The organism is Pseudomonas maioricensis, assembly GCF_022790535.1.
Taxonomy (GTDB): Bacteria; Pseudomonadota; Gammaproteobacteria; order Pseudomonadales; family Pseudomonadaceae; genus Aquipseudomonas; species Aquipseudomonas maioricensis.
In genome coordinates, this window is sequence record NZ_LOHG01000009.1 from 241,119 (window position 1) to 264,484 (window position 23,366).

Genomic DNA, 23,366 nt, shown 5'->3' on the forward strand with positions numbered 1-23,366 from the left:
TCAGGCGCTTTGCAGGCCGCCCGATTCGCTGTGATCAGAAAGACATGTTGGCACAGAAGTCGGGCCAGCTTCCAACCGAGAACTGGTCAGTACCGGTTCTGCGATCACAGCCCCATTCGCCGACGGGCGCGGTGAATTGAAGCATTGCGTACCGCCCAGCGCAGCACGGGAGCGCTGCGTTTGACGCCTGCACGAATTATCCGTCGGCGCAGTGGGGATTGGCGCAGCTCCAGCATGTCACTGGCCCACAGTGGCAGCAGGTCGATACCGGCCTGCATCATCAGTGCGCCCATGGGTTTAGCCAGCAAGCTCGGTGCGGGCGCGTTGAGCAGGATGCGCAGCACTTCTCGGCTCCGTTCGTCGCACAGCAATTGAGGCCGCATCTGTTCGAGATACTCGGCAATTGCCTGGGAGGAGCGAGGTACATTTCGTGCACCGAGGCGCTCTGCGATAACAGCGGTTTCTGCGTAGTACTTGTCCTGATCTGCCAGTGAAAGTACTGGATTCAGATAGCGCAGGTGCGCCGCAAGGAAGTTGCTGACCTCGGCTACATGCACCCACGTCAGCAAGTCCGGATCGCTGGCGGCATAAGGACGACCATCCGGTGCAGTACCGGTGACCTGCAAATGGATCGTGCGGACTTTGTCGATCAGCCAGTTGGCATCACGGGTTGAGCCGAAGGTCGTCCCGGAAATAAATTGCCCGGTACGCCGTAGCCGTCCAAGCATGTCCTGGCGAAAGTTGGAGTGATCCCACACGCCAGCCAGCGCAAGAGGATGCAAGGCTTGCAGCATCAGGGCGCTGAGGCCGCCGATCAGCATGGAGGGGAAGTCACCATGCACCTGCCAGCAGATAGCGTCTGGCCCAAACAGACCCGGATCGCCCTTGGGATTTTCCAGATCGAGTTGGCCGAGGGATAAGCCCGTCAGGCTCATCACCTGGGTTTCGATACGACTACGGATGAATTCCATGGGGTCTCATTACGCGGGGCGCAAACGGCTGAGTAGCACGACAACCTGTAGGAGCTGCCGAAGGCTGCGATAGCGGTGTGTCTGAGCAGATGCTATCGCAGCCTTCGGCAGCGCCTACAGTTCCTTTGTGACTAAGCGACCATGCCCCGCTTCCTTCAACGATTCAAGCGTTTGTCGATCAGCCCCTCCACCACACTTGGGTCAGCCAAGGTTGATGTGTCGCCCAGGCTATCCAGTTCATTGCAGGCGATCTTGCGCAAAATACGCCGCATGATCTTGCCCGAACGGGTTTTTGGCAGGGCGGGAGCCCATTGGATCAATTCCGGTTTGGCAAAGCTGCCAATCTCCGAGCTGACGTGGGCAAGCAGCTGTTTCTTCAGCTCATCGTTGGCGTCGACTCCGTCCATGGGCGTCACAAAGGCATAAATGCCCATGCCTTTGACGTCGTGGGGATAACCCACCACGGCGGCTTCAGCGATGCTGTCGTGCAGCACCAATGCGCTTTCTACTTCCGCCGTGCCGATGCGATGGCCTGACACATTGATCACGTCATCAACACGTCCTGTGATCCAGTAATCGCCATGTTCGTCGCGGCGCGCACCGTCGCCGGTGAAATAATAGCCAGGGAACGGTTTGAAATAGGTGTCGATCATGCGCTGATTATCGCCATAGACGCTGCGAATCTGCGCAGGCCAGCTGGCTTTGATGACCAGTAAACCGCTGGCCGGACCTTCAATCTCGTTACCCTTTTCATCGAGTAAAACGGGCTGTACACCAAACATCGGCTGGGTCGCGCAGCCTGGCTTGATCGGGCTGTTGCTGATCAGCGGGGTCATCATGATGCCGCCGGTTTCTGTCTGCCACCAGGTATCGATGATGGGGCAGCGCTCTTTGCCTACCTCACGGAAATACCATTCCCACGCTTCAGGGTTGATAGGCTCACCGACGCTGCCGAGCAATCGCAGACTTTCCCGGGACGTGGACTGCAGCGGCTTTGGACCTTCACGCATCAAGGCGCGCAAGGCGGTTGGCGCGGTGTAGAAAATATTGACCTGATGCTTGTCGATGACCTGCCAGAAGCGCGACGCATCGGGATAGTTGGGCACGCCTTCGAACATCAGGGTGGTGGCGCCATTGGCCAACGGCCCGTAAACAATATAGCTGTGGCCCGTGACCCAACCGACATCCGCCGTGCACCAAAAGACCTCGCCATCGTGATAGTCAAAAGCGTACTGGAAGGTCATGGCGGCCTGCAGCAAATACCCGCCAGTGGTGTGCAAAACACCCTTGGGTTTGCCGGTGCTGCCTGAGGTGTAGAGGATAAACAGCGGATCTTCAGCGTCCATCACTTCCGGCGGGCAATCGTCGCTCACATTCTGCAGGCTTTCGTGGTACCAGATATCCCGATCAGGCACCCACTCGACCTTGCCTTTGGTTCGCTGCACGACCAGCACGGTGCTGACGTCCGGGCAGCTCTGCAAGGCCTTGTCGACGTTTTGCTTGAGCGGTATCTGTTTGCCGCCGCGCACGCCTTCGTCTGCGGTGATCACTGTGCGACAGTCGGCGTCAAGGATCCGGTCGCGCAGGGCTTCAGGCGAGAACCCACCGAACACCACTGAATGCATCGCGCCAATTCGTGTACAGGCGAGCATCGCGTAAGCGGCTTCAGGGACCATCGGCATATAGATACACACCCGATCACCTTTCTTCACGCCCCGGCTTTTCAGCACGTTGGCCAAGCGGGCGACGTGCTGATGCAGTTGCCTGTAGGTGATTTTGGCCGAGTCGGAAGGGTTGTCACCTTCCCAGATGATAGCGACCTGCTCACCGCGATCCTTCAGATGGCGGTCGATGCAGTTGTAGCTGACGTTGAGTTTGGCATCTTTGAACCACTCCGCTGCGCCGGTTTTCAGGTCGGTCTTTTGCACAGTGCTCCAGGGGGCTGACCAGTCGAGGAACTGATTGGCCTGTTCGGCCCAGAACTGGTCGGGCTGCTCCACCGATTGACGGTACATGCGCTGATAGTCTGAGTGGCTGAGCTGTGCGGCCTGTCGTACTGCTTCTGCCTTGGGGAACTTGCTGATATCGAACATGACGGTTCCTTATTCTTGTGGAGTCATCAAAGAATAGGAGCTTGTTGGGGGAGGGTGGGTTCAATTGGGTGGGATGCCACGTGCCCGTTCTGTAGGAGCTGCCGAAGGCTGCGATTGGCTGTGTGTCAGGCAGGCCGCCTTCGCAGCCTTCGGCAGCTCCTACAGGGGCGGGTTGATTTGTTACGAACGCTAACGATATGCCCCGGAAATAGCCTGATTCTGACAGACCTATCCCTTTCATCTGCGTGAAGTTTCCTAGAAAATCCTGACCCCTTGCGTGGGTGGATTTTGCTCTCTAGGCTGCGCCGGTCACTGCTCATCAGTGATCGGGTTTAGCAGCCTGTGGAGGGTAGCCACGCAGACTTACCGCTTATGGCGGCTTTGCGTGGGGCGTCTTCGGGCGCGCCGGATTTGGCTATCTTCCCCGGTCTGCTAACCCGCGACAAAGCCGCCACCCTCATTCGTTTAGCAGCGATTGTCCGGTGGCCTCACAGGAAGGTAGTCATGAAAAAAGTAACACCGGATCCACCCGACATTTCTCTCGAGGAATCCCTGCTGCACGTCAGCGACCTGCTGCGTTGTGCTGCCGCTACCGCATACGAGTCCGGCGACAGCCTAAACGGCCCGAAACGTGACTTGGCTTTTTCGGTGGTGCACTTGATTGGCATGGCCAGAACCGAACTGGATCGCTCGTTGGCGCGGGTCGAGGCGCACTGAGCCTGGCCTGAGATGCTATCCCTTGTGGGAGCTGGGCTTGCCCGCGATAAGGTCAACCTGATTTACAGGCCTCAACCTGGTTATCGTTCATCGCGGGCAAGCCCAGCTCACACACGTACAGCGTTTACCACATCCCAAGAGCACAAAACCCGCCGTCTCTTGCGAGAGCAGCGGGTTTGGGTGTCGCTTTGGGCCAATCAGCCGCGGTGACGGCCGCGGAAGTAGTTGATCAGGCCTTGGGTCGAAGCATCGTCGGCAGGCTCGTCGGTGCCACCGGTCAGGCGTTGGTAAACGGCTTTACCCATTTCCTTGCCCAGCTCCACGCCCCATTGGTCGAAGGCGTTGATACCCCAGATCACGCTTTGCACGAAGACCTTGTGCTCATACATCGCGACCAGCGCTCCGAGGCGGCGAGGGCTGATGCGCTCTACCACCAGTGTGTTGCTCGGACGGTTGCCCGGGATGACCTTGTGCGGTGCAAGTTTCTGCACGTCTTCTTCGCTCAGCCCTTTATCACGCAATTCAGCTTCGGCTTCTGCACGGGTTTTACCGATCATCAGCGCCTGGCTTTGTGACAGGCAGTTGGCGTACAGCCACTGGTGATGATCAGAAACCGGGTTGAAGCTGACAATCGGCACGATGAAGTCGGCCGGGATCAATTGGGTGCCTTGGTGCAGCAACTGGTGATACGCGTGCTGACCGTTGCAGCCTACGCCACCCCAGATCACCGGGCCGGTGTCGGTCGCCGTCGGCGTGCCGTCCTGACGGACGCTTTTGCCGTTGGATTCCATGTCCAGCTGTTGCAAGTGTTTGGTGATGTTGCGCAGGTAGTGGTCGTACGGCAGGATCGCGTGGCTCTGCGCGCCCCAGAAATTACCGTACCAGACGCCCAGCAAGCCCAGCAGCACCGGCATATTCTGCTCGAAAGGTGCGGTCAGGAAGTGTTGGTCCATGGAATAAGCACCGGACAACAGTTCCTTGAAGTTGGACATGCCGATAGCCAGTGCGATAGGCAGCCCGATGGCCGACCACAGCGAGTAACGACCACCGACCCAGTCCCACATCGGGAAGATATTCTCTTCACGGATCCCGAACGCTACGGCTGCGGCGTTGTTGCTCGACACCGCGATGAAGTGGCGATACAGCTCAGCCTCGGAACCACCTTGTGCCAGATACCAGGCACGCGCCGCGGTTGCGTTCTTGAGGGTTTCCAGTGTGGTGAAGGTCTTCGACGAAACGATGAACAGCGTCGTTTCGGCGCGCAGCTTCATGGTCAGTTCGTGGAACTCACTGCCGTCAATGTTCGCCAGGTAGTGGCAGCGCACGCCTTTCTGGGCGTAAGACAACAGCGCTTCAGAGACCAGCTCCGGGCCGAGGAATGAGCCACCGATGCCGATGTTCACCACGTCGGTGATTGGCTTTTCGGTGTAACCGCGCCACAGGCCATCGTGAATGCGGCCGACCAGATCAGTCATCTGGTTCAGCACTTTGTGCACTTCAGGCATCACATTGACGCCATTGACCTGCAGCTTGTCGCCCACTGGACGGCGCAGCGCAGTATGCAGGGCCGGGCGGCCTTCGGAAGAGTTGACCAGTTCGCCGTCGTACTGCGCCTTGATGGCGTCTTTGAGGCCCACTTCATTGGCCAGCTTGACCAGCAAGTCGCGCGTTTCGGTATTGATCAGGTTCTTCGAGTAATCGAGGAACAGTCCGCAACTGCTCAGGGTGAATTGGCTGAAACGCTGCGGGTCAGCATTGAAGGCTTCGCGCATGCTGAAATTCTGCATGGCTTCGCGGTGTTGGTTGAGCGCCTGCCATGCGGGCAGGGCGGTCACATCAGAAGGGGTGCGGTAGTACGCCATCGCTGCGGGTTTCCTTGTACTTGGAACTGGCTAAACACTGAAAGCGAAGATAAGCAGACTTTTTAATCGTGGCACCAAGACTAAACATAATGTGCGGCTGTGTCTGCGCCTGAACGACTTGGGACTCGGTACTATTTCACACGAAGCTGTCGGTTCGATGAACAGCCATCGCATCGGTGCTGTCAGGCAACCGGTACGAATAGGGCATTGCGGGTGGGGCGAAGTTCATTGCCTAGTGTAGGCAGGAAGATACGTAAATTGTAGGAGCTGCCGAAGGCTGCGAAAGCGCTCGTCCTGACACACCGCCATCGCAGCCTTCGGCAGCTCCTACAAGGCCTCCTGTTGGGCTTAATGCTGCTCGCGGTTCAGATGCAGATTATCGATCAAACGGGTCTTGCCCAGAAACGCAGCGGCCAGAATCACCAGATCGCCATCTTGATCGGTCGCGGGGCGCAGGCTGGTGGCTTCGCGGATTTCCAGATAGTCGGGGCGGAACCCGGCCGCTTCGAGCTGGCGCTTGCCCGCCTCGAGCAGGGTGACGAAGTTTTTGTCACCGCTATCGACAGCTGCGCCAATCTCCTGGATGACTTTATAAAGGGCCGGTGCGACAGCGCGCTGTTCTTCGTTGAGATAACCGTTGCGTGACGACAGTGCGAGGCCGTCTTCGGCGCGAACAGTAGGCTCGCCAATGATCTGAATCGGCATATTCAGATCGCGAACCAGCGCGCGGATGACTGCCAACTGCTGGAAGTCCTTTTCGCCAAATACGGCCAGGTCAGGCTGAACCATGTTGAACAGCTTGCTGACAACCGTCGACACGCCGTCGAAATGACCAGGACGGCTGGCGCCGCACAGACCTTCGGAAATAACCGGGACGCTGACTGTCGTCTGGTCGGTCATCCCGTGGGGATACATTTCTTCAACGTTGGGCGTGAACAACAGGTGGCAACCTGCTTCGAGCAACTTTGCCTGATCGGCAGCGAGGGTGCGCGGGTAGGTCGCCAAATCTTCGTTGGGTCCGAATTGCATGGGGTTGACGAAGATAGTCGCTACTACGAAGTCGGCGCGCTGTGCCGCTTTGGTCACCAGCGCTGTGTGGCCGCTGTGCAGATTGCCCATGGTGGGCACGAGGCCGACCCGCTTGCCTTCACTGCGTGCACGAGCGATGGCGGCGCGCAATTCGCGTACGGTTTTTACTGTGTTCATGCCGAGAATCCGTGTTCTGTTCCGGGGAAGCTGACGTCTTTGACTGCTGTGACATAGGCATGAAGTGCTGACTGGATGTCAGGCTGACCGGTCATGAAGTTCTTCACGAACTTGGGGACGCGCCCGGTGATGGAAAGGCCGAGCATGTCATGCATGACCAGCACCTGGCCGTCGGTAGCACTGCCTGCGCCAATACCGATGACCGGGATTTTCACCGCATGGCTGATTTCTTGCGCCAGTTCGCTCGGTACGCATTCCAGCAGAATCATCGCTGCACCGGCCTGTTCCAGGGTAATCGCATCGGCGCGCATCTGCCGCGCCTGGGTCTCCAGACGACCTTGAACTTTGTAACCGCCCAGCACGTTGACTGATTGCGGAGTCAGGCCCATGTGCGCGCAGACCGGGATACCGCGATCCGCCAGCAGACGAATCGACTCAGCCAGCCAGGCCGCGCCTTCAATTTTTACCATGTGCGCGCCCGCCTGCATCAACGCGGCGCTGTTGGCGTAAGTCTGGTCCAGGGTTGCATAAGACATGAAGGGCAGGTCGGCCATGACCAGCGCGCCCTGATTGCCACGTTTAACGCAGGCAACGTGATAGGCCGTATCGGCAGTGGTCACAGGCAGCGTGCTGTCATGGCCTTGCAGGACCATGCCCAACGAGTCGCCGACCAGCAGCACTTCGACGCCAGCCTGGCTGGCCGCATGGGCAAAGGTCGCGTCATAGCAAGTCAGCATGGCGATTTTTTCGCCTTTCTGCTTGAGTGCCTGCAACGACGTTACGGTGATATCTGGCATGGAAAAGTCCTCTGTCAGGCGCGGTGAACACTACGGCGAGCAGCGCGTGAAATTCATCCTGGAGAAGCAGGTACACCGTCGTTTGCGGTGTTTAAAAGCAGCCTGCTTGCGCCCATAAGCCAGCGAACAGGCTGGCGGGACGCCTATCTTCGTGAGGAGGGGGGATTAAGTCAATTGCCTGTTTCAGCCGACCATTGCGCAGGTGAGCATGCCGTTAAACACTGCGCGCGCGAGGTGTTACAGATGAGTGTTACCGCGTGCCGTCTGTTACGCCTGAGGTGCCAGGCGCTCGATACCTTCAAACGGGCAGCGGGTCAGCAATTTGCTCAGGGAGCGGCCATCCGCCAATTGCAAGTCAGGGGCAAGCTCGGCCAGCGGATAGAGCACGAAAGCCCGGGCCTGCATATGGTAGTGCGGCACCTTGAGCCGTGCCTCGTCGATCAGACGGTCGCCAAATACCAGAATGTCCAGGTCCAGGGTGCGTGGTCCCCAGCGCTCGGTGCGTTCCCGACCCTGGCCCTGTTCGATGGCCTGCAAGGCGTCGAGCAGGGCCAAAGGTTCGAGCGTGGTGTCCAGCGCTGCAACGGCGTTGGTGTAACGCGGCTGATTGGGCAACAGCGAGTCGCTTACATAGAATGAAGAGACGCCTACCCATTTGCTCTGCGGCAGTTTCGCCAAGGCCCGGATGGCCTGACGCAATTGGTCGGCTGGGGCAGCCAGATTACTGCCCATGCCTATATAGACGCGTTCCAAAGGTTGTTACTCGCCCGATGCGGCCGGTGCATCGCCACCGGCACGTTTGCGTTTAGGGCCGCTGCTTCTGCGTCGTTTGCGAGGCGCGCCCGCATCTGGTTTGCTGCCCAGATCGCTGATCATGTTGCGGCGTTCGCTGTCGTTGGCGTCCTGATAGTCGGTCCACCATTCGCCAAGGCCATCGGTTTCTTCGCCCGCGCTTTCACGCAGCAGCAGGAAGTCGTAACCAGCCCGGAAGCGTGGATTGTCGAGCAGCAGGTCAGCACGCTTGCCGGAGCGACGTGGCAGGCGTTCCTGCATGTCCCAGATTTCCCGGATCGGCATGGTAAAGCGCTTTGGAATCGCAATACGCTGGCACTGCTCGATGATCAGCTCGTTGGCTGCTTCCTGCATCGCGGGGATCGGAGGCATGCCACGCTCTTGCAGACGCAGCACTTTGGCTGGCAAGGCAGGCCATAGCAGCGCTGCGAACAGGAATGCCGGTGTGACCGGTTTGTTCTGCTTGATCCGCAGATCAGTGTTGGCCAGGGCCTGGCTGATGAGCGTATGAGTGTACGTCGGGCGATATTCCAGGGCCTTGGCGCTGGCCGGGAACAGCGGGTCGAACAGTTCCAGATCTACCAGCATTTCGAAGGTCGGCTCGGCATAGCCGGACAGGAACAGTTTGAGCACTTCTTCGAACAGCCGTGCCGAAGGGATATCGCGCAGCATCGGCGCCAGCGGTCGGATCGGTGTGGCGCTGTGTTTCTCGATACCGAAATCCAGCTTGGCGGCGAAACGCACGGCACGCAGCATGCGCACCGGGTCTTCCTTGTAACGCTGCTCCGGGTCACCAATCAGGCGGATCAGGCGATTGCGAATATCGTGTACGCCGTTGGCGTAGTCGAGAATGCGCTCGCTGACCGGATCGTAATACAGCGCGTTGATGGTGAAGTCACGACGCTGGGCGTCGTCTTCCAGAGTGCCATAAACGTTGTCGCGCAGAATCCGCCCGCTTTCATTACGTGAGGACTGATTGCTGTCCTCTTCTTCGTCATCTTGCGGATGGTTGGCGCGGAACGTGGCGACTTCGATGATTTCTCGACCGAAGTGGATGTGGACCAACTTGAAGCGGCGGCCAATGATGCGGGCGTTACGGAATTCGGCACGCACCTGCTCCGGTGTGGCGCTGGTGGCGACGTCGAAGTCTTTGGGCGTGATATTCAGCATCAGGTCGCGGACACAGCCGCCAACCAGATAAGCCTGATAGCCGGCATTTTGCAGGCGTTCGACAATATTCACCGCATAGCGACTGAATTGGCCGCGTTGCAGCGAGTGTTGGCTGCTGTTGAGCACTTCAGGCGTGCTGCGAATATGTTGCTGCGGTTTACGCAGTGGAGTACGGAATGACTGGAACAGCTTCTTCAGCATGGGATGCACTGTTTGAAGGAATATTCGGCCATAAACGAAGAATGACCGCATGATGGGCGGGGATTCTAGCATTTAGTCAGGGGATGGTGTAGGAAGCTGCGCGATGGTGTTAAGCCATCTGCCAGGCGCTGAGATCTGTAGGAGCTGCCGAAGGCTGCGAATTGGGTCTGCCATGAGAATGCTTTCGCAGCCTTCGGCAGCTCCTACAGGATTCGGTGATTCATTGAGAGCGCATTTCAATCTGGGGATGTGTCAGGAGGGAGTTTCTTTCAGAAGCTACTGGGGGAGCCGAAGCTCCCCCAAAGTGCGTGCTCTTATTTTTATTTTGTCTGTGGGCTTCTTGTTTTTGTTGAGTGCCCATTCACGAGACTTTCGTCTGTGAAACCTCCCAATCGGGAGTCAAGAGCAAACGGATTGCTTTGGTCGCTGTGTTGCAATGATCATTTGATCCAACCAGTTCAGGCGCTACCTTAGGGTAGTTTTTGTTGTTCTCAGCCTGGTTGCGGGGCAAGCCCCAAATACAACGCCTCTCCAAAAGAATCAGTTAGCTGCGCCTCCGCCGTGTTGTTCTTGTTATGCGTGAGTCGATTCGTATTGTTTTTATTATGGTGTTTAGCACTGCGTGTTTTTGTTGTTCTTGTACTAGAGATATAGCAGGACCTGTGCCAACTTTTACAAACCCTTTAAAACCGGGGCTTTCAGAGGTTTGATGGCTTTTGAGTGGCACAAAAAAGCCGGAGTTTTCGTTACCGTAAACCCCGGCTTTTGTTACGCACACCTGTTGAGGTAACAGTTTCTGGCCCATTCACAACGCACGGGCCAGAGCCTCGCAAGGCTGATCAGGTTTCGCTCGCGACGCCTTTGCGACGAGGAATGCCCAGACGCTGGCGACGCTCCCACAGGCATTTGCGACTGACGCCCAGTTTGCGCGCCAGCTCGGTCTCGGTCATGTGGTCCTGATGCTCCAGTACGAAGTGCTGAAAATAGTCCTCAAGGGACAGATCTTCAGTGGGTTCATGGCTGGTGGAGCTTGCGGAGCCTTGCTGGGGAGCGAGGCCGATGAAGTCTTCGTCTTCCAGATCGCTGAGTTCAATGTCGATGCCCAGCAGTTCTGCAGAGATTTCCGGGCTTTCACACAAAATAACTGCCCGCTCTACAGCGTTCTCCAGTTCGCGAACGTTGCCAGGCCAGGTGTACTGGCGAATGGCGAGTTCTGCGTCGGGAGCAAATCTCAGGTCGTTACGACCGGCCTTGAGACTTTGTCGGGTCAGGAAGGCGCGGGCGATATCCAGCACATCGTTACCGCGCTCGCGCAGTGCGGGGAGCTTCAAGGCAATAACGTGCAGACGGTAATAAAGGTCTTCGCGGAACTGGCCGACTTTGGCCAGGCTTTTCAGGTCTCGGTGAGTGGCCGCTATCAGGCGTACATCCACTTTCTGTGACTGGACTGAACCCACGCGACGAATTTCGCCCTCTTGCAGCACGCGCAATAGACGCGCCTGAGCTTCGAGCGGCAACTCGCCAATTTCGTCGAGGAACAGCGTGCCGCCATCGGCTGCTTCCACTAGACCGGCACGGCCAGCACTGGCACCCGTGAACGCGCCTTTTTCGTGGCCGAACAGCTCGGACTCGATCAGCGTTTCTGGAATCGCCGCACAGTTGACCGAAATCATCGGGGCTTTTGCCCGGCGCGACAGATTGTGCAGTGCGCGCGCGACCAACTCTTTACCCGTGCCTGATTCACCCTGAATCAGCACGTTCGAATCGGTGGGGGCGACCTTGCGAATCTTGCTGTAGAGATCCTGCATGGGGGCGCAGGAGCCAATGATGCCGATCTCGCCATTGCTGTTATCAACGCCAGCTTTGTCCGGGTTACCGGCTTTGGCGGCGCTGCGGTCAGCCTGAATGCTTTGCACGGTCTGGCGATCGCGCAGGATACGGGCAACTGCCTGAAGCATTTCGTCGTGGTCGAACGGCTTGGCGATGTAATCGACGGCGCCCATTTTCATGGAATCGACCGCCGAGCGCAGGCTTGCGTAGCTGGTCATGATCAGCACCGGTTTGCCCTCGCCGAGCTTTATAAGCTCAGTGCCGGGAGCCCCGGGCAAGCGCAAATCGCTGACGATCAGATCAAACGAAGGAATGCTGAAACGTTCCTGTGCTTCCTGCACCGAACCTGCTTCGCTGACCTGGTACTGGTTACGTTCGAGCAGGCGGCGAAGGGCCGAGCGGATGATTGTTTCGTCTTCGACGATCAGAATATGGGGCATTTATTCAATTCTCTCGACGGGCTCAGTTCACGGCGGACGTCGCTTCGACATGGCGTGGCAGTGTGACCCGAATACGGGTCCCGCGCTCGTGCTCGGTATCAACCGGGCTGTCGATGGTGATCTGTCCATAATGCTCTTCAACGATGGAATAGACCAGCGCGAGGCCCAGTCCAGTCCCTTCACCCGGGTCCTTGGTGGTGAAGAACGGTTCGAACAATCGATCCATGATTGCTTTCGGAATTCCACTGCCTTCGTCTTCTACGATCAGATCGACAGTGTGTTCGGATACTTCGCTCCTGACCCTGACGGCGCTACCGGCAGGTGAGGCGTCGCGGGCGTTGGAGAGCAGGTTGATCAGTACCTGTGCGAGCCGCTGCGGATCACCGTCGACCCAGTGTTCGGGGTTGCACAGATTGTAGAACTGGACTTCGAAGTTGCGCCGGTTCAATGCCAGCAGGCCAATGGCATCCTGTGCCACTTCAGCCAGACAAACCGCTTCATCGCTATGTTGATGGCTGCCTGCGTGGGCGAAGCTCATCAATGACTGAACAATGCGTGAAACGCGTTTGGTCTGTTCGAGGATCTGGCTGCTGATTTCGGTCAGTTCGCCATCTTCCTCACGCTCTTCGCGAAGGTTTTGCGCAAGGCAGGCAATGCCGGTAATCGGGTTGCCGATCTCGTGGGCAACCCCGGCTGCCAGGCGACCAATACTGGCAAGGCGCTCGGAGTGCACCAGTTTGTCTTCCAGCATCTGTGTTTCTGTCAGGTCTTCAACCAGCAGCACCAGCCCGCTGTTACCTGGTGCCAGCGGTTCATCGATAGCGGCTTTGTGCAGGTTCAGCCAGCGGATTTGGCCATCCAGAGGCAGACGCTGTTTATGCAAGTGTTCGTCGGGCACATTAATGAAGCCGCTGAGCAATTCTTTCCAGGGTTCGGTAATGGTCTCAAGCCGAGAGCCCACGACGCGCTGGGCGGCAATGCCGGTGAGCTCTTCCATGGCTTTGTTCCACATCAGGATCTCTTGATCCTTGGCCAGCGAACACACCCCCATCGGCAGCTCTTGAAGCGTCTGGCGGTGATAGCGGCGCAGCGCATCAAGCTCAGCTGCCAGACCGGTCAGGCGAGAGTGGTAGTCTTCAAGTCGGCTTTCGATGAAGTGGATGTCTTCGGTGACATAGTTTTCGCCGCTGGACTTATACGGCAAAAACGTCTCAACCATGTCCTGTGCCACGCTGGGGCCCATCAAGCCTGAGAGGTTGGCTTCGATTCTGTCCCTTAACCGGCGCAAGGCGTAAGGCCGACGTTCGTCGAATGGCAGGTAAAGATCGCGCAATGCCTGTTCGACCTCCTTTTGCGCGGCCTTGGCCCCCAAGGGTTTGGCCAGTTGCGTGGCGAACTCCTGAGGCGATACGGCGTGTAGCTCGCGGCGCTGCGGGCGACGAACGTTATCCACAGCGCACGCTTCGGCGGCGCTGGCTTCTTCGGGACTTGGGTTGCTGAACAACGAAATCAGGGTGAATACCAGTACGTTTGCGGCCAGTGAAGCAATCGCTGCCATGTGCCAACTGGTGTCATCGAGCACATAAATCATGTTCAGCAGCGGGATGTAAAAGCCCCTGAAGTCGCCAATCAACGGCAACAGCATGCTTACGATCCAGACGCTGATGCCCGCGAGCAACCCCGCGATGAAGCCTCGTCGATTGGCCGCTGGCCAATACAAAACTGACAGCACACCCGGCAGAAATTGCAGGGTGGCGACAAACGCAACGATACCCAGATTGGCCAGGTCCTGCTGCGCACCCAGTAACAGATAGAACCCATAACCGGCCATGATGATCGCCACGATCAGCCCACGGCGGGTCCACTTCAGCCAGCGGTAAATATTACCTTCCGCCGGTGGCTGATAAAGCGGCAGCACAAGGTGGTTCAGCGCCATGCCGGACAATGCCAGCGTGGTGACAATGATCAAGCCGCTGGCCGCCGACAGACCGCCAACATAAGCCAGCAGCGCCAGTGACTTGCTGTTTACCGCGATGCCGATGCCCAGCGTGAAAAACTCGGGGCTGGTGGTTGCGCCAAGTTTGAGCCCTGCCCATAGAATCAACGGCACGGCCAGGCTCATCAATAACAAGAACAGCGGCAGGCCCCAACTTGCGCTGACCAGCGCTCGCGGGTTGAGATTCTCGGTAAACGTCATGTGGTACATGTGCGGCATGACGATGGCTGAGGCGAAGAACACCAATAACAGTGTTCGCCACGGACCTTCTTGCAGGGGCGTGTGCAGGGCGGCGAGGGCGGTCTGATTCTGCAGCAGCCACAGTTCGAGTTGCTGCGGGCCGTCGAACACGCCATACAGGGCATAGATACCGATACCGCCGATGGCCACCAGTTTGATCACCGACTCGAAGGCTATGGCGAACACCAGTCCTTCGTGTTTCTCGCGGGTGGCAATGTGGCGCGAGCCGAAGAAAATCGTGAACAGGGTAATCAGCGCGCAGAAGGCTACGGCGACTCGATCCTGTACGGGCTCGCGGGTCAGGATGCCAATTGAGTCGGCCACGGCCTGGATCTGCAGAGCCAGTAGCGGAAGCACGCCAATCAACATGAATATTGTGGTCAGCGCTCCTGCCCAAGTGCTGCGAAAGCGGAACGCGAACAGATCTGCCAGAGACGACAGTTGATAGGTGCGGGTAATACGCAGGATCGGGTAGAGCAACACGGGTGCCAGCAGAAATGCGCCGGAAACCCCGAGGTAGCTGGACAGGAAGCCATAACCGTACTGGTACGCCAGACCCACCGTGCCGTAGAAGGCCCATGCACTGGCGTAAACACCGAGGGACAGCGTGTAGGTCAGCGGGTGGCGGATCACCCAGCGCGGGATGACGCCGCGTTCGCTGATCCACGCCACGCCAAACAGCATGAGCAGATAGGCGGCGCTGACCAGAATCATCTGGGTCAGGCTAAAGCTCATCGGCATCTTTTTGACTCTGGAGAATGAAGGTCACCACGATCAGGATCAGCCATAGCAAATAAGGCCGATACCATGCGCCGGTGGCATCAATCCACCAATCCATGATGGCGGGCGAAAACAGGTAAATGCCGACTACCAGCAACAAGACCAAGCGGTAAATATACATTTGGCCTCCTTCACGATTCATTCGCGTTGCGGCAGTTGAGGAGCGGCATGGTAACGGATGGCGAGTAACCTGCAAGCGTCGCGTGAGCGGCTGCGTATGCCAGTTTGCGTCGATCGCTCTATCTCAGTCTATTGCAGCTTCCTCAAGGTTCCGTTGGCGAGGAATTGCGGAAACGTTCCAGCGCTCGATTGCCCACTTCAATACCTCTTGAGGGGTGCCGTACGCGAGTGCAGATTCTGTTTGCTGGCCCAGTGCGCGCAAAGCTCGCAGCAGCAGTGGCGTCGCCTGATCGGTCTCCAGGGGCGGCGAACGATAGCTTTTGCCAAGCTTGTGGCCGTCGGGCTGGGTAATCAGCGGTACGTGCAGGTAACGCGGTTGCGGTGCGCCAAGTAATTCCTGAAGGTAAAGCTGGCGCGGGGTAGAGTCGAGCAGGTCGGCGCCGCGGACGATATCGGTCACGCCCTGCATGGCGTCATCAATGACGACCGCCAGTTGATAGGCATAAAACCCGTCACGGCGGCGTATGACAAAGTCGCCGACGGCCCGACCAAGATGTTGTTGAAACGTGCCTTGCACCCGGTCTTCAAACCGGTACAGCAGTTCCGGTACCCGGATGCGGATGGCAGCCTCTTGAGGCGAGTGTCCGGCGTTTCTGCAGGTGCCCGGATAAATACCCTGAAACGGTTCGAGCTGTTTGCGCGAGCAGGTGCAGGCGTAGGCAAGGCCATGGCTGAACCAGCGATTGATGACTTCCTGATAAGCCTCATGACGATGGCTCTGCGTGACCAGTTGGCCGTCCCATTCAAAACCGTAGCGTTCGAGCGTCTCAAGAATGGCGCTTTGAGCACCCGCGACTTCTCGAGGCGGGTCGAGGTCTTCCATGCGCATCAGCCACTGACCACCGACTGCGCGGGCATCGAGGTAAGACGCGAGTGCTGCGACCAGTGAGCCAAAGTGCAGATAACCGCTGGGCGTCGGCGCAAAGCGCCCGATGTAGGAGGGGGATTTCATGGGGCGGATGTTACTGGAGATTGTTGGATATCTGTAGGAGATCGTCCGTTGTCCATGACACCGCGGTCACAATGCAACACTGACCTGTAGGAGCGCACGAGCACCGCGAGGCCGCGATGGCGTTCTGCCTGAAACACCGCCATCGCGGCCTCGCGGTGCTCGTGCGCTCCTACAGGGTGGGGAGTTTGGTTGAGCTGAAAAACAACAAAGGACGCCGAAGCGTCCTTTGTGTGCAAAGTTGCGGGTCGTATTACTTGCCGACCTGCTTTTCCTTGATTTCTGCCAACGTTTTGCAGTCGATGCAAAGGTCGGCGGTCGGGCGGGCTTCGAGGCGGCGGATGCCGATCTCGACGCCGCATGATTCGCACCAGCCGTATTCTTCGTCTTCGATCAATTGCAGCGTCTTGTCGATCTTCTTGATCAACTTGCGCTCGCGATCACGAGCGCGAAGCTCAAGACTGAATTCTTCTTCCTGGCTGGCACGATCGGCCGGATCAGGAAAGTTGGCAGCCTCGTCCTTCATGTGAGTCATGGTGCGATCGACTTCATTCATCAACTGCTGCTTCCAGCCGTTGAGGATTTTCGTGAAGTGGCCGCGCATTTCAGCGCTCATATACTCTTCACCCTTACCGAGTTCGTAAGGCTTGAAGTCACCGTTCAGCTGGTTGTTCTGCTGCTTTTCTTGGGTGGGCATGAATGGACCGCCTCTCACTCTTTAATCCATTGCGCAGGAAAATATCCATCACCGGCACCTGCCGGCCCTGCGGCTGCAAGCGGGCGAACTTACCAGATCGAATCGGAGCGCGCTACTCCCGGTTGTCGAGCGTGCATTCGGTCTGGGCGGTTAATGGCCGTTGCAACAGACGCGGGCCTGAAGAAAACGTTCCACGCCTGAAACGCGTTACACCCATTTGGATAGATTTTGCTCTGCACTCCACTGTTGTCGGGGCGTGATTAACTTCCCTGTGCAGATGAGTGCTTGGGTAGAATCGCTCATCATTTTGTATGTCTGCGGGCATCCGGTCGGATCAAATTAAGGAAGGCTAATGGCTCAGCCCTACAGTGCGCGCAGTCGCGCCATCGAACCATTCCATGTCATGGCGTTGCTGGCACGGGCGAATGAATTGCAGGCGGCAGGGCACGACGTCATTCATCTGGAAATCGGCGAGCCTGACTTCACCACGGCGCAACCCATTGTTGCGGCCGGGCAGGCCGCGCTGGCGGCGGGCAAAACACGTTATACCGCGGCGCGGGGCCTGCCTGAATTACGTGAGGCCATCGCTGGCTTTTACGGTCAGCGCTACGGCGTGACTGTGGATCCTGGGCGGATTCTGGTGACCCCCGGTGGTTCGGGCGCGCTGCTCCTGGCCAGCAGTTTATTGGTTGATCCCGGTAAGCACTGGTTGCTGGCTGACCCTGGTTACCCGTGTAACCGGCACTTTCTGCGCCTCGTGGAAGGCGCTGCACAGTTGGTCCCGGTCGGTCCTCAGGAGCGCTATCAACTTACGCCGGATCTGGTGGCACGGCATTGGGATCGGGACAGCGTCGGCGCACTGGTTGCATCGCCTGCGAACCCGACCGGTACCTTGCTGAGTCGCGATGAACTGGCAGCGCTTTCCTCCACCCTCAAGGCGCGCAACGGGCACCTGGTGGTAGACGAGATCTATCACGGTCTGACTTATGGCACTGATGCTGCGAGTGTGCTGGAAGTCGATGATGAGGCGTTCGTTCTCAATAGTTTTTCAAAGTATTTCGGCATGACCGGTTGGCGACTGGGCTGGCTGGTTGCTCCTCAGGACGCTGTGGCTGATCTGGAAAAACTGGCCCAGAATCTTTATATCAGCGCGCCTAGCATGGCCCAGTACGCTGCGCTGGCTTGCTTTGAGCCAGAGACGCTGGAAATCCTGGAGCAGCGTCGTACCGAGTTCGGGCTGCGTCGCGACTTCCTGTTACCGGCGTTACGCGAGCTCGGTTTCGGTATCGCGGTGGAACCCGAAGGTGCGTTTTATCTGTATGCCGACATCAGCACGTTCGGCGGCGATGCGTTCTCTTTCTGTCAGCACTTCCTTGAAACTGAACACGTTGCATTCACGCCGGGGCTGGACTTTGGCCGCTTCCAGGCGGGGCACCACGTGCGCTTCGCCTACACCCAGAGTCTGCCGCGTTTACAAGAGGCGGTGGAGCGCATTGCTCGCGGCTTAAGGAGCTGGCAAGGCTGATGCGTTTTTCTCCAGAGCTTGAACAGGGTTTGCTGCTGGTGCGCTACAAGCGTTTTCTGGCGGATATTCAGACTGACAAAGGCGAATTGCTGACCATCCATTGCCCCAATACGGGGTCAATGTTCAATTGCATGATGCCCGGTGGGCGTGTGTGGTTCAGCCGCTCCAACGATCCAAAGCGCAAGTTGCCCGGCACCTGGGAAATCAGCGAAACCCCTCAGGGACGGTTGGCCTGCGTCAACACCGGGCGGGCGAATACCTTGGTAGAGGAGGCTTTGCGCGCCGGCGTCATAACCGAACTGAATGGTTTTACTGCGCTCAAGCGGGAAGTGGCCTACGGTCAAGAAAAAAGCCGGGTGGATTTCCGTCTGGATTATCCGCAGGGACCGGCTTATGTAGAGGTCAAAAGCGTCACGCTGGGCTTTGACGACAGCGCAGTGGCGGCGTTTCCAGATGCGGTCACCCAACGTGGTGCCCGCCACTTGCGGGAACTGGCGACCCTGGCTCGCGAAGGTGTGCGTGCGGTGTTGTTGTACTGCGTCAATCTAACGGGCATTGAAGCCGTGCGACCGGCCCAAGAGATTGACCCAGGCTACGCTGCCGCGTTGCGCGAGGCGGTTGAGGCGGGCGTTGAGGTGTTGGCGTATGGCGTGCATCTGACACCAGAGGAAATCTTCATTGATCGTCCCTTGACGCTGCGCTGGGGCGTAGAAACTGATCAATCGGCACCGGGTATATCAATCCAGATGCCTTGATGATCTTCATGGCTGGTAATGCCGCGTAATGACTGTCCTTCACAAGGGCCTGCCACACATTCGCCGCTTTCAATGAGGAACAAGGCCCCGTGAGTTGCGCAGTGAATCAAACTCGCGCTGGGGTCCAGAAACTGGTCGGGCTGCCATTCCAGTGGCACGCCTCGATGTGGGCAGCGGTTGTCATAAACGAACACCTGCCCGTTGCGACGCGTGGCGAACAGTTTTCGGCCATTGATTTCAAAGCCGCGGCTTTGGGCTTCCGGCAATTGGTCACCGGTACAGAGCAGTTTCACCAGGGCCTCCGTTGGGCGCGTGAAGATGGGTTCTCAGGCCTGGCAGTGTGTCAGTCTTTGCAGGGATGTGGATGATCAAATCTCGACGACAGCCCAGGGCGAGCAGGACTATTGCGTGCGGATGTACTGGCGTCTTCCCGGATAAATCCGGTCCCACGACGGTCTCGTAATGTTCGAGTATCAACCGTTACCTCATGAAACTGCCGCAGTGGCGGACGAGACTGGGGGTGAGACATCATGCCTGGTTCAGAAACTTCCGGTTCTCACGTAGTCCACCTCTCTCTTGTTCCTAACGGCAATCTGCTGGTCGCTGGCTCATATATCTTCTCGCTTTGATTGTTTGAAGCGTATCAGGACGACCTATGAGCATGGATATCTGCGATGAAGATGAGCAATTGGCACGCCAGGTGATTGGCCTGTTCGATTTGATGGCGCTGGATGTCAACGACACTGAGGCCCGAGTCGTGGGTTTATGTCAGCGGGCGATGACGCCCTTAGGACCTATCGCGGGCATCTGCGTCTATCCGCGCTTCGTGTTGTTGGCGCGAACGACTCTGGATCGTCTACTCCATCGCGATATTCGCGTGGTGGCTGTGGTCAATTTTCCCTATGGCTCGCCGGGCATTGAGGCAGTTGTCTCTGAAACGCGTGCGGCGGTCATGTCGGGCGCCGATGAGATCGACATGGTGTACCCGTTTCGTACGCTGCTTTCGGGCGATCAGCAGACTGGGAAAGACATGATTGCTGCATGCCGTGCTGCATGCGGCCCTCGCACTGTACTCACCGTGACGCTGGAGGTGGGCGATCTGCGTGACCCCCAGATCATTCGTAATGCCTGCCAAGGGGCGATTTTGGCGGGCGCAAACTTTATCAAGACCAGCACCGGCAAACTTGTGGACCCTCCTACCCCCCAGGCTGTGCGGATCATGCTTGAGTGCATTGTTGAAGTCGGCGGGCAGGTTGGGCTCAAACTTTGCGGTGGCTTGCGGACCCTTGCCGACGCCAGGCTGTTCATCGATATGGCGCGTGCACGCTTTGGCCCGCAGTGGGTCAGTGCTCAGCGAGTACGGCTGGTGGGGTCAAGCTTGCTGGACGATGTATTGATGCAGCTCGGAGTTTTCGCGCCAGGTTCCAATGAGCATGGGTACTGAATGCTCCGGTGGCAGGAAGAAGTCATCTGTGTCGAAGATTGGCATCGACAAAAGTCACAGGCAAAAAAAGACCCGGCAAAAAGCCGGGTCAAAAACCGTGATTAGCCTGATGAGGAGATAATCTGAAAGTCCGAACCAAGGTCTTTCAGCTATCGGCCAGTCTCGCGACCGGTTGTGATAATCATATCGATTCTCATTTGCAAGTCAATGACTTCTTCTCATCTATTTTCAGGAGCGGCTCTATCAACCCTTTCCAGAGCCTGCCCGATGGCTGACCATTTTGTTCAAAACGTCTTTGCGATCGTTGGGCAGGTCATTCCAGTGAATGTCCATTAGCGCTGCATCAATCGCATACAACAGCACTTTGGTGGCTCGAAATCCTCGCTTTCGGACCGCCCGATAAGCATCCACAGCCCCCATTCGACGTAAATCCGAAGCGCTGTGTATACCCACGGCGTGTAACCATTGTGCTGACGTCTTGCCGACGTTTTTCAGGTGCTGCAGTTCATCGTTCATCATGCCTCCGTGCAATGTTGAGCTCTGACTGTGGGTGAAAACATGGCAAGTCTGGAAAGATTGTAGCGTTTGAGGGGGAAGGCGCAGGGGCGGTGATCGGATAGATAGCTTCAGGTGATCAGTGGACGGCGGGGCAGTACGAACACGGCCCGGCATGCATTGCGCATGCGGGCGTGATCAATACGGAACGTGCGGAAGTTTCAGTGCGTTCGGTAGCGCAAGCGTGTACCGAAGTTGACTGACATCAGAATTTCGTCTGCGGTCAGTTCGCGCGGGAAGAACGTTCCGGAAATCTGGGCATGTGCAATGCTTGCCCCTTCCAGTGGCGTGCTGCTCAGGTCAAGCCCGCGCAGGTCGGCGGAGCGGAAGTACGCATCGGTGAAGTCGATACCGGCTGTGTCGAGGTTGCGCAAGTCCAGTCCGCGGAAATCACCGCCCTTGAAATCGATCGTGCCTGACTTGGGTTTTTCCTGGTTGAACCCTGCCACATCGTCGTTACGCAACATCGCGTACAGCGGGGAATCCAGTACTTTGGGCTGACTCATAGCGCCTCGCTTTTCCGTTCCGTTAGAATTATGACGCCAGTATATCGCCACTATTTTGAAGCCGTGAAGCACTAACTGCCAAACGGCTCAAAACATTGTTTTAGAGCGCAGGAAGGCGCTGACGAAGGTTTTCGATCAGGCTGTCGAGATCACTGCTTTTATTGGTTTCGACGCGTTTGCTGTGCAGGGTTTCTTCTGCTGTCAGCGGTTCGCGGCTGGCTTGTTGGGCCTGGATAACTTCCATTGTTGCGTCTGACGGGTCGGTGTTTTCTGCCTGACGCTGAGCGAGCCAGCCAGCGATGACAGCCTCCGGTGCATCGCAATCCAGAATCAGGAACGGCACACCGGTGGTTTCGGCGACTTTCGAGGCGGCTTTGCGTTGTGCCTGTTTAAGGTACGTGGCATCGATCACCACCGGGAACCCGGCGCGCAGGACTACTCCGGCAAGCTCATGCAGGCGGTTATAGGTCGCGTTGCTGGCGTCGGCTTCATAAAGGTTGGCGTCCTGACCGGCAAACAGGCGCTTGCGTTCCACGTCCGAGCGCAGGCGTACAGCCCCCAGCGATTCCACAAGGCGCTTGGCAACGTGGCTCTTGCCCACCGCAGAGACGCCGTGGGTAATGACCAGAAAACGCGATGGGATGGCGCTATAGCTTTCCGCAAGGTTGGCGTAGTTGCGGTACTGGCGCAGGGTGGCACCGCGTTGAACCGCGTCGGCGTCCGCCGGCAGACTGAACAGCGCAACCTTGGCGCGTACCAGCGCACGATAGGCCTTGTAGAAATTCAGCAGCTCCAAGCCCTGATAGTCACCGGTCAACTCCAGATACTGGCTGACAAGGCGGCGTGCCAGAGACTTTAGGCCACGGTCTTCCAGGTCCATCGCCAGGAAACCGATATCGGCATAAACGTCCGTCATGCGGAACGGTTCGTTGAATTCGATGCAGTCGAAAATGACGACCTTGTCATTGATCAGGGTGATGTTGCCCAGATGGATGTCACCGTGGCACTCGCGGATGAACCCGTCTGATTTGCGCTGGGCGAGGAGTGGTTTGAGCCTTTCGAAGCTCGATTCGGCCCAGGCTTGCAAGGCATCGAGTTGCAGAAGGTCGGTCTTTTCGCTGATTAGCGGGCGAATTTGTTCAAAGTTTTGCAGGACCGGCGCCATCACACTGTCAGGCGAGCCCAGTTCGTTTTCCGGGCCGACCTTCGGGGCGGCGATATGGAATTGACCGATTTGGGTCGCAATATTATCGATGTGTGCAGGCGTCAATTCACCATTTGCCTGCAAAGTGCTCAGCAGCCCGTCCTGCGGGAACTGACGCATTTTCAGCGCGTATTCGATGACTTCGCCTTCGCCACCCAATTGTGGCGCGTCGGCGCTGCCAGTCACCGGGATGACTTCCAGGTACAGGTCGTTGGTCAGGCGCTGGTTGAGACGCAACTCTTCTTTGCAGAAGTGCTCACGAGCAGAGAGTGTCGTGAAGTCCAGAAAACCGAAGTTGACGGGTTTCTTGAATTTGTAAACGAAAGGCCCGGTGAGCAGCACCCACGAAATGTGCGTTTCGATGAGCTGGAAGCCCTCGACCGGATGTGGAAACAGGGCGGGGTTCTGCAGGGCTGCAATCAGTGACTGGCTCACGGACGATCCTTCAAGAGTGAT

At 57.7% G+C, this 23,366-nt stretch carries 20 protein-coding genes; 4 read left to right on the top strand and 16 right to left on the bottom strand.

Annotated elements, in window-relative coordinates; translation table 11 throughout:
• Positions 1-104 precede the first annotated feature (104 nt).
• Both AUC61_RS16180 and acs read right to left on the bottom strand, forming a co-directional pair.
• A complete protein-coding gene (locus AUC61_RS16180; RefSeq protein ID WP_243247229.1) occupies positions 105-971 on the bottom strand; it encodes an oxygenase MpaB family protein in 867 nt (288 codons plus the stop codon).
• A 155-nt stretch (positions 972-1,126) separates the two neighbouring features.
• On the bottom strand, positions 1,127-3,064 hold the full coding sequence (gene acs, locus AUC61_RS16185; RefSeq protein ID WP_243247230.1) for an acetate--CoA ligase: 1,938 nt from the start codon (positions 3,062-3,064) through the stop codon (positions 1,127-1,129).
• Between the two features lie 504 nt (positions 3,065-3,568).
• On the opposite strand from acs, the gene AUC61_RS16190 reads away from it, so the two are divergent.
• Positions 3,569-3,781: a DUF6124 family protein gene (locus AUC61_RS16190; protein ID WP_243247231.1), complete on the top strand. Its 213-nt coding sequence runs from the start codon at positions 3,569-3,571 to the stop codon at positions 3,779-3,781.
• Positions 3,782-3,978: 197 nt separating this feature from the next.
• Here AUC61_RS16190 and pgi read toward each other — a convergent pair whose 3' ends face one another.
• From pgi to dksA, 10 genes are all read right to left on the bottom strand, one after another.
• Positions 3,979-5,643 (bottom strand): glucose-6-phosphate isomerase, encoded by a 1,665-nt coding sequence (gene pgi, locus AUC61_RS16195; RefSeq protein WP_243247232.1) that lies wholly within the window; start codon positions 5,641-5,643, stop codon positions 3,979-3,981.
• A 348-nt stretch (positions 5,644-5,991) separates the two neighbouring features.
• Positions 5,992-6,849, bottom strand: coding sequence for a pantoate--beta-alanine ligase (gene panC / locus AUC61_RS16200; protein WP_243247233.1), 858 nt, complete (start codon positions 6,847-6,849; stop codon positions 5,992-5,994).
• Positions 6,846-7,646, bottom strand: coding sequence for a 3-methyl-2-oxobutanoate hydroxymethyltransferase (gene panB / locus AUC61_RS16205; RefSeq protein WP_243247234.1), 801 nt, complete (start codon positions 7,644-7,646; stop codon positions 6,846-6,848). Before panB ends, panC begins: the two co-directional genes overlap by 4 nt.
• 267 nt (positions 7,647-7,913) lie before the next feature.
• Positions 7,914-8,399: a 2-amino-4-hydroxy-6-hydroxymethyldihydropteridine diphosphokinase gene (folK, locus tag AUC61_RS16210; protein ID WP_243247235.1), complete on the bottom strand. Its 486-nt coding sequence runs from the start codon at positions 8,397-8,399 to the stop codon at positions 7,914-7,916.
• A 6-nt stretch (positions 8,400-8,405) separates the two neighbouring features.
• A complete protein-coding gene (locus tag AUC61_RS16215) occupies positions 8,406-9,809 on the bottom strand; it encodes a polynucleotide adenylyltransferase PcnB (protein WP_243247236.1) in 1,404 nt (467 codons plus the stop codon).
• An 839-nt stretch (positions 9,810-10,648) separates the two neighbouring features.
• Positions 10,649-12,079: a sigma-54-dependent transcriptional regulator gene (locus AUC61_RS16220; RefSeq protein WP_122666672.1), complete on the bottom strand. Its 1,431-nt coding sequence runs from the start codon at positions 12,077-12,079 to the stop codon at positions 10,649-10,651.
• 22 nt (positions 12,080-12,101) lie between these two features.
• Positions 12,102-15,056, bottom strand: a complete 2,955-nt coding sequence (locus tag AUC61_RS16225; RefSeq protein ID WP_243247237.1) for a sensor histidine kinase — start codon at positions 15,054-15,056, stop codon at positions 12,102-12,104.
• Positions 15,040-15,216 (bottom strand): hypothetical protein, encoded by a 177-nt coding sequence (locus tag AUC61_RS16230; RefSeq protein WP_003176118.1) that lies wholly within the window; start codon positions 15,214-15,216, stop codon positions 15,040-15,042. The genes AUC61_RS16225 and AUC61_RS16230 overlap by 17 nt, the downstream gene beginning before the upstream one ends.
• Before the next feature lie 123 nt (positions 15,217-15,339).
• Positions 15,340-16,227 (bottom strand): tRNA glutamyl-Q(34) synthetase GluQRS, encoded by an 888-nt coding sequence (gene gluQRS / locus AUC61_RS16235; RefSeq protein ID WP_243247238.1) that lies wholly within the window; start codon positions 16,225-16,227, stop codon positions 15,340-15,342.
• A 250-nt stretch (positions 16,228-16,477) separates the two neighbouring features.
• Positions 16,478-16,921: an RNA polymerase-binding protein DksA gene (gene dksA, locus AUC61_RS16240; RefSeq protein WP_122666669.1), complete on the bottom strand. Its 444-nt coding sequence runs from the start codon at positions 16,919-16,921 to the stop codon at positions 16,478-16,480.
• Positions 16,922-17,273: 352 nt separating this feature from the next.
• Between dksA and AUC61_RS16245 the strand changes: the two genes are divergently transcribed.
• Both AUC61_RS16245 and sfsA read left to right on the top strand, forming a co-directional pair.
• Entirely contained in the window at positions 17,274-18,446 is a 1,173-nt protein-coding gene (locus AUC61_RS16245) for a pyridoxal phosphate-dependent aminotransferase (RefSeq protein WP_243247239.1), read from the top strand.
• Complete coding sequence (gene sfsA, locus AUC61_RS16250; protein ID WP_243247240.1) at positions 18,446-19,201, top strand: DNA/RNA nuclease SfsA; 756 nt, start codon at positions 18,446-18,448, stop codon at positions 19,199-19,201. The genes AUC61_RS16245 and sfsA overlap by 1 nt, the downstream gene beginning before the upstream one ends.
• Here sfsA and AUC61_RS16255 read toward each other — a convergent pair.
• A complete protein-coding gene (locus tag AUC61_RS16255) occupies positions 19,165-19,494 on the bottom strand; it encodes a Rieske (2Fe-2S) protein (protein ID WP_243247241.1) in 330 nt (109 codons plus the stop codon). The two genes, sfsA and AUC61_RS16255, sit on opposite strands and share 37 nt — an antisense overlap.
• Positions 19,495-19,856: 362 nt before the next feature.
• Here AUC61_RS16255 and deoC point away from each other — a divergent pair, with 362 nt between their 5' ends.
• Positions 19,857-20,645: a deoxyribose-phosphate aldolase gene (gene deoC, locus AUC61_RS16260; RefSeq protein ID WP_243247242.1), complete on the top strand. Its 789-nt coding sequence runs from the start codon at positions 19,857-19,859 to the stop codon at positions 20,643-20,645.
• Positions 20,646-20,888: 243 nt separating this feature from the next.
• On the opposite strand, the gene AUC61_RS16265 is transcribed toward deoC, so the two are convergent.
• The 3 genes from AUC61_RS16265 to AUC61_RS16275 form a co-directional block, all read right to left on the bottom strand.
• Positions 20,889-21,161, bottom strand: coding sequence for a TfoX/Sxy family protein (locus AUC61_RS16265; RefSeq protein WP_243247243.1), 273 nt, complete (start codon positions 21,159-21,161; stop codon positions 20,889-20,891).
• A 200-nt stretch (positions 21,162-21,361) separates the two neighbouring features.
• The gene (locus tag AUC61_RS16270) at positions 21,362-21,706 is read right to left on the bottom strand and encodes a pentapeptide repeat-containing protein (RefSeq protein WP_243247244.1); all 345 of its coding nucleotides are present in this window, start codon (positions 21,704-21,706) and stop codon (positions 21,362-21,364) included.
• 100 nt (positions 21,707-21,806) lie between these two features.
• On the bottom strand, positions 21,807-23,345 hold the full coding sequence (locus AUC61_RS16275; RefSeq protein WP_243247245.1) for a bifunctional aminoglycoside phosphotransferase/ATP-binding protein: 1,539 nt from the start codon (positions 23,343-23,345) through the stop codon (positions 21,807-21,809).
• Between the last annotated feature and the right edge of the window lie 21 nt (positions 23,346-23,366).

Coding starts and splice junctions, on each gene's coding strand:
- AUC61_RS16180 (WP_243247229.1), bottom strand. CDS start 971: ATGGAATTCATCCGTAGTCGTATCGAAACCCAGGTGATGAGCCTGACG.
- acs (WP_243247230.1), bottom strand. CDS start 3,064: ATGTTCGATATCAGCAAGTTCCCCAAGGCAGAAGCAGTACGACAGGCC.
- AUC61_RS16190 (WP_243247231.1), top strand. CDS start 3,569: ATGAAAAAAGTAACACCGGATCCACCCGACATTTCTCTCGAGGAATCC.
- pgi (WP_243247232.1), bottom strand. CDS start 5,643: ATGGCGTACTACCGCACCCCTTCTGATGTGACCGCCCTGCCCGCATGG.
- panC (WP_243247233.1), bottom strand. CDS start 6,849: ATGAACACAGTAAAAACCGTACGCGAATTGCGCGCCGCCATCGCTCGT.
- panB (WP_243247234.1), bottom strand. CDS start 7,646: ATGCCAGATATCACCGTAACGTCGTTGCAGGCACTCAAGCAGAAAGGC.
- AUC61_RS16215 (WP_243247236.1), bottom strand. CDS start 9,809: ATGCTGAAGAAGCTGTTCCAGTCATTCCGTACTCCACTGCGTAAACCG.
- AUC61_RS16220 (WP_122666672.1), bottom strand. CDS start 12,079: ATGCCCCATATTCTGATCGTCGAAGACGAAACAATCATCCGCTCGGCC.
- AUC61_RS16225 (WP_243247237.1), bottom strand. CDS start 15,056: ATGCCGATGAGCTTTAGCCTGACCCAGATGATTCTGGTCAGCGCCGCC.
- AUC61_RS16230 (WP_003176118.1), bottom strand. CDS start 15,216: ATGTATATTTACCGCTTGGTCTTGTTGCTGGTAGTCGGCATTTACCTG.
- gluQRS (WP_243247238.1), bottom strand. CDS start 16,227: ATGAAATCCCCCTCCTACATCGGGCGCTTTGCGCCGACGCCCAGCGGT.
- dksA (WP_122666669.1), bottom strand. CDS start 16,921: ATGCCCACCCAAGAAAAGCAGCAGAACAACCAGCTGAACGGTGACTTC.
- AUC61_RS16245 (WP_243247239.1), top strand. CDS start 17,274: ATGGCTCAGCCCTACAGTGCGCGCAGTCGCGCCATCGAACCATTCCAT.
- sfsA (WP_243247240.1), top strand. CDS start 18,446: ATGCGTTTTTCTCCAGAGCTTGAACAGGGTTTGCTGCTGGTGCGCTAC.
- deoC (WP_243247242.1), top strand. CDS start 19,857: ATGAGCATGGATATCTGCGATGAAGATGAGCAATTGGCACGCCAGGTG.
- AUC61_RS16265 (WP_243247243.1), bottom strand. CDS start 21,161: ATGAACGATGAACTGCAGCACCTGAAAAACGTCGGCAAGACGTCAGCA.
- AUC61_RS16270 (WP_243247244.1), bottom strand. CDS start 21,706: ATGAGTCAGCCCAAAGTACTGGATTCCCCGCTGTACGCGATGTTGCGT.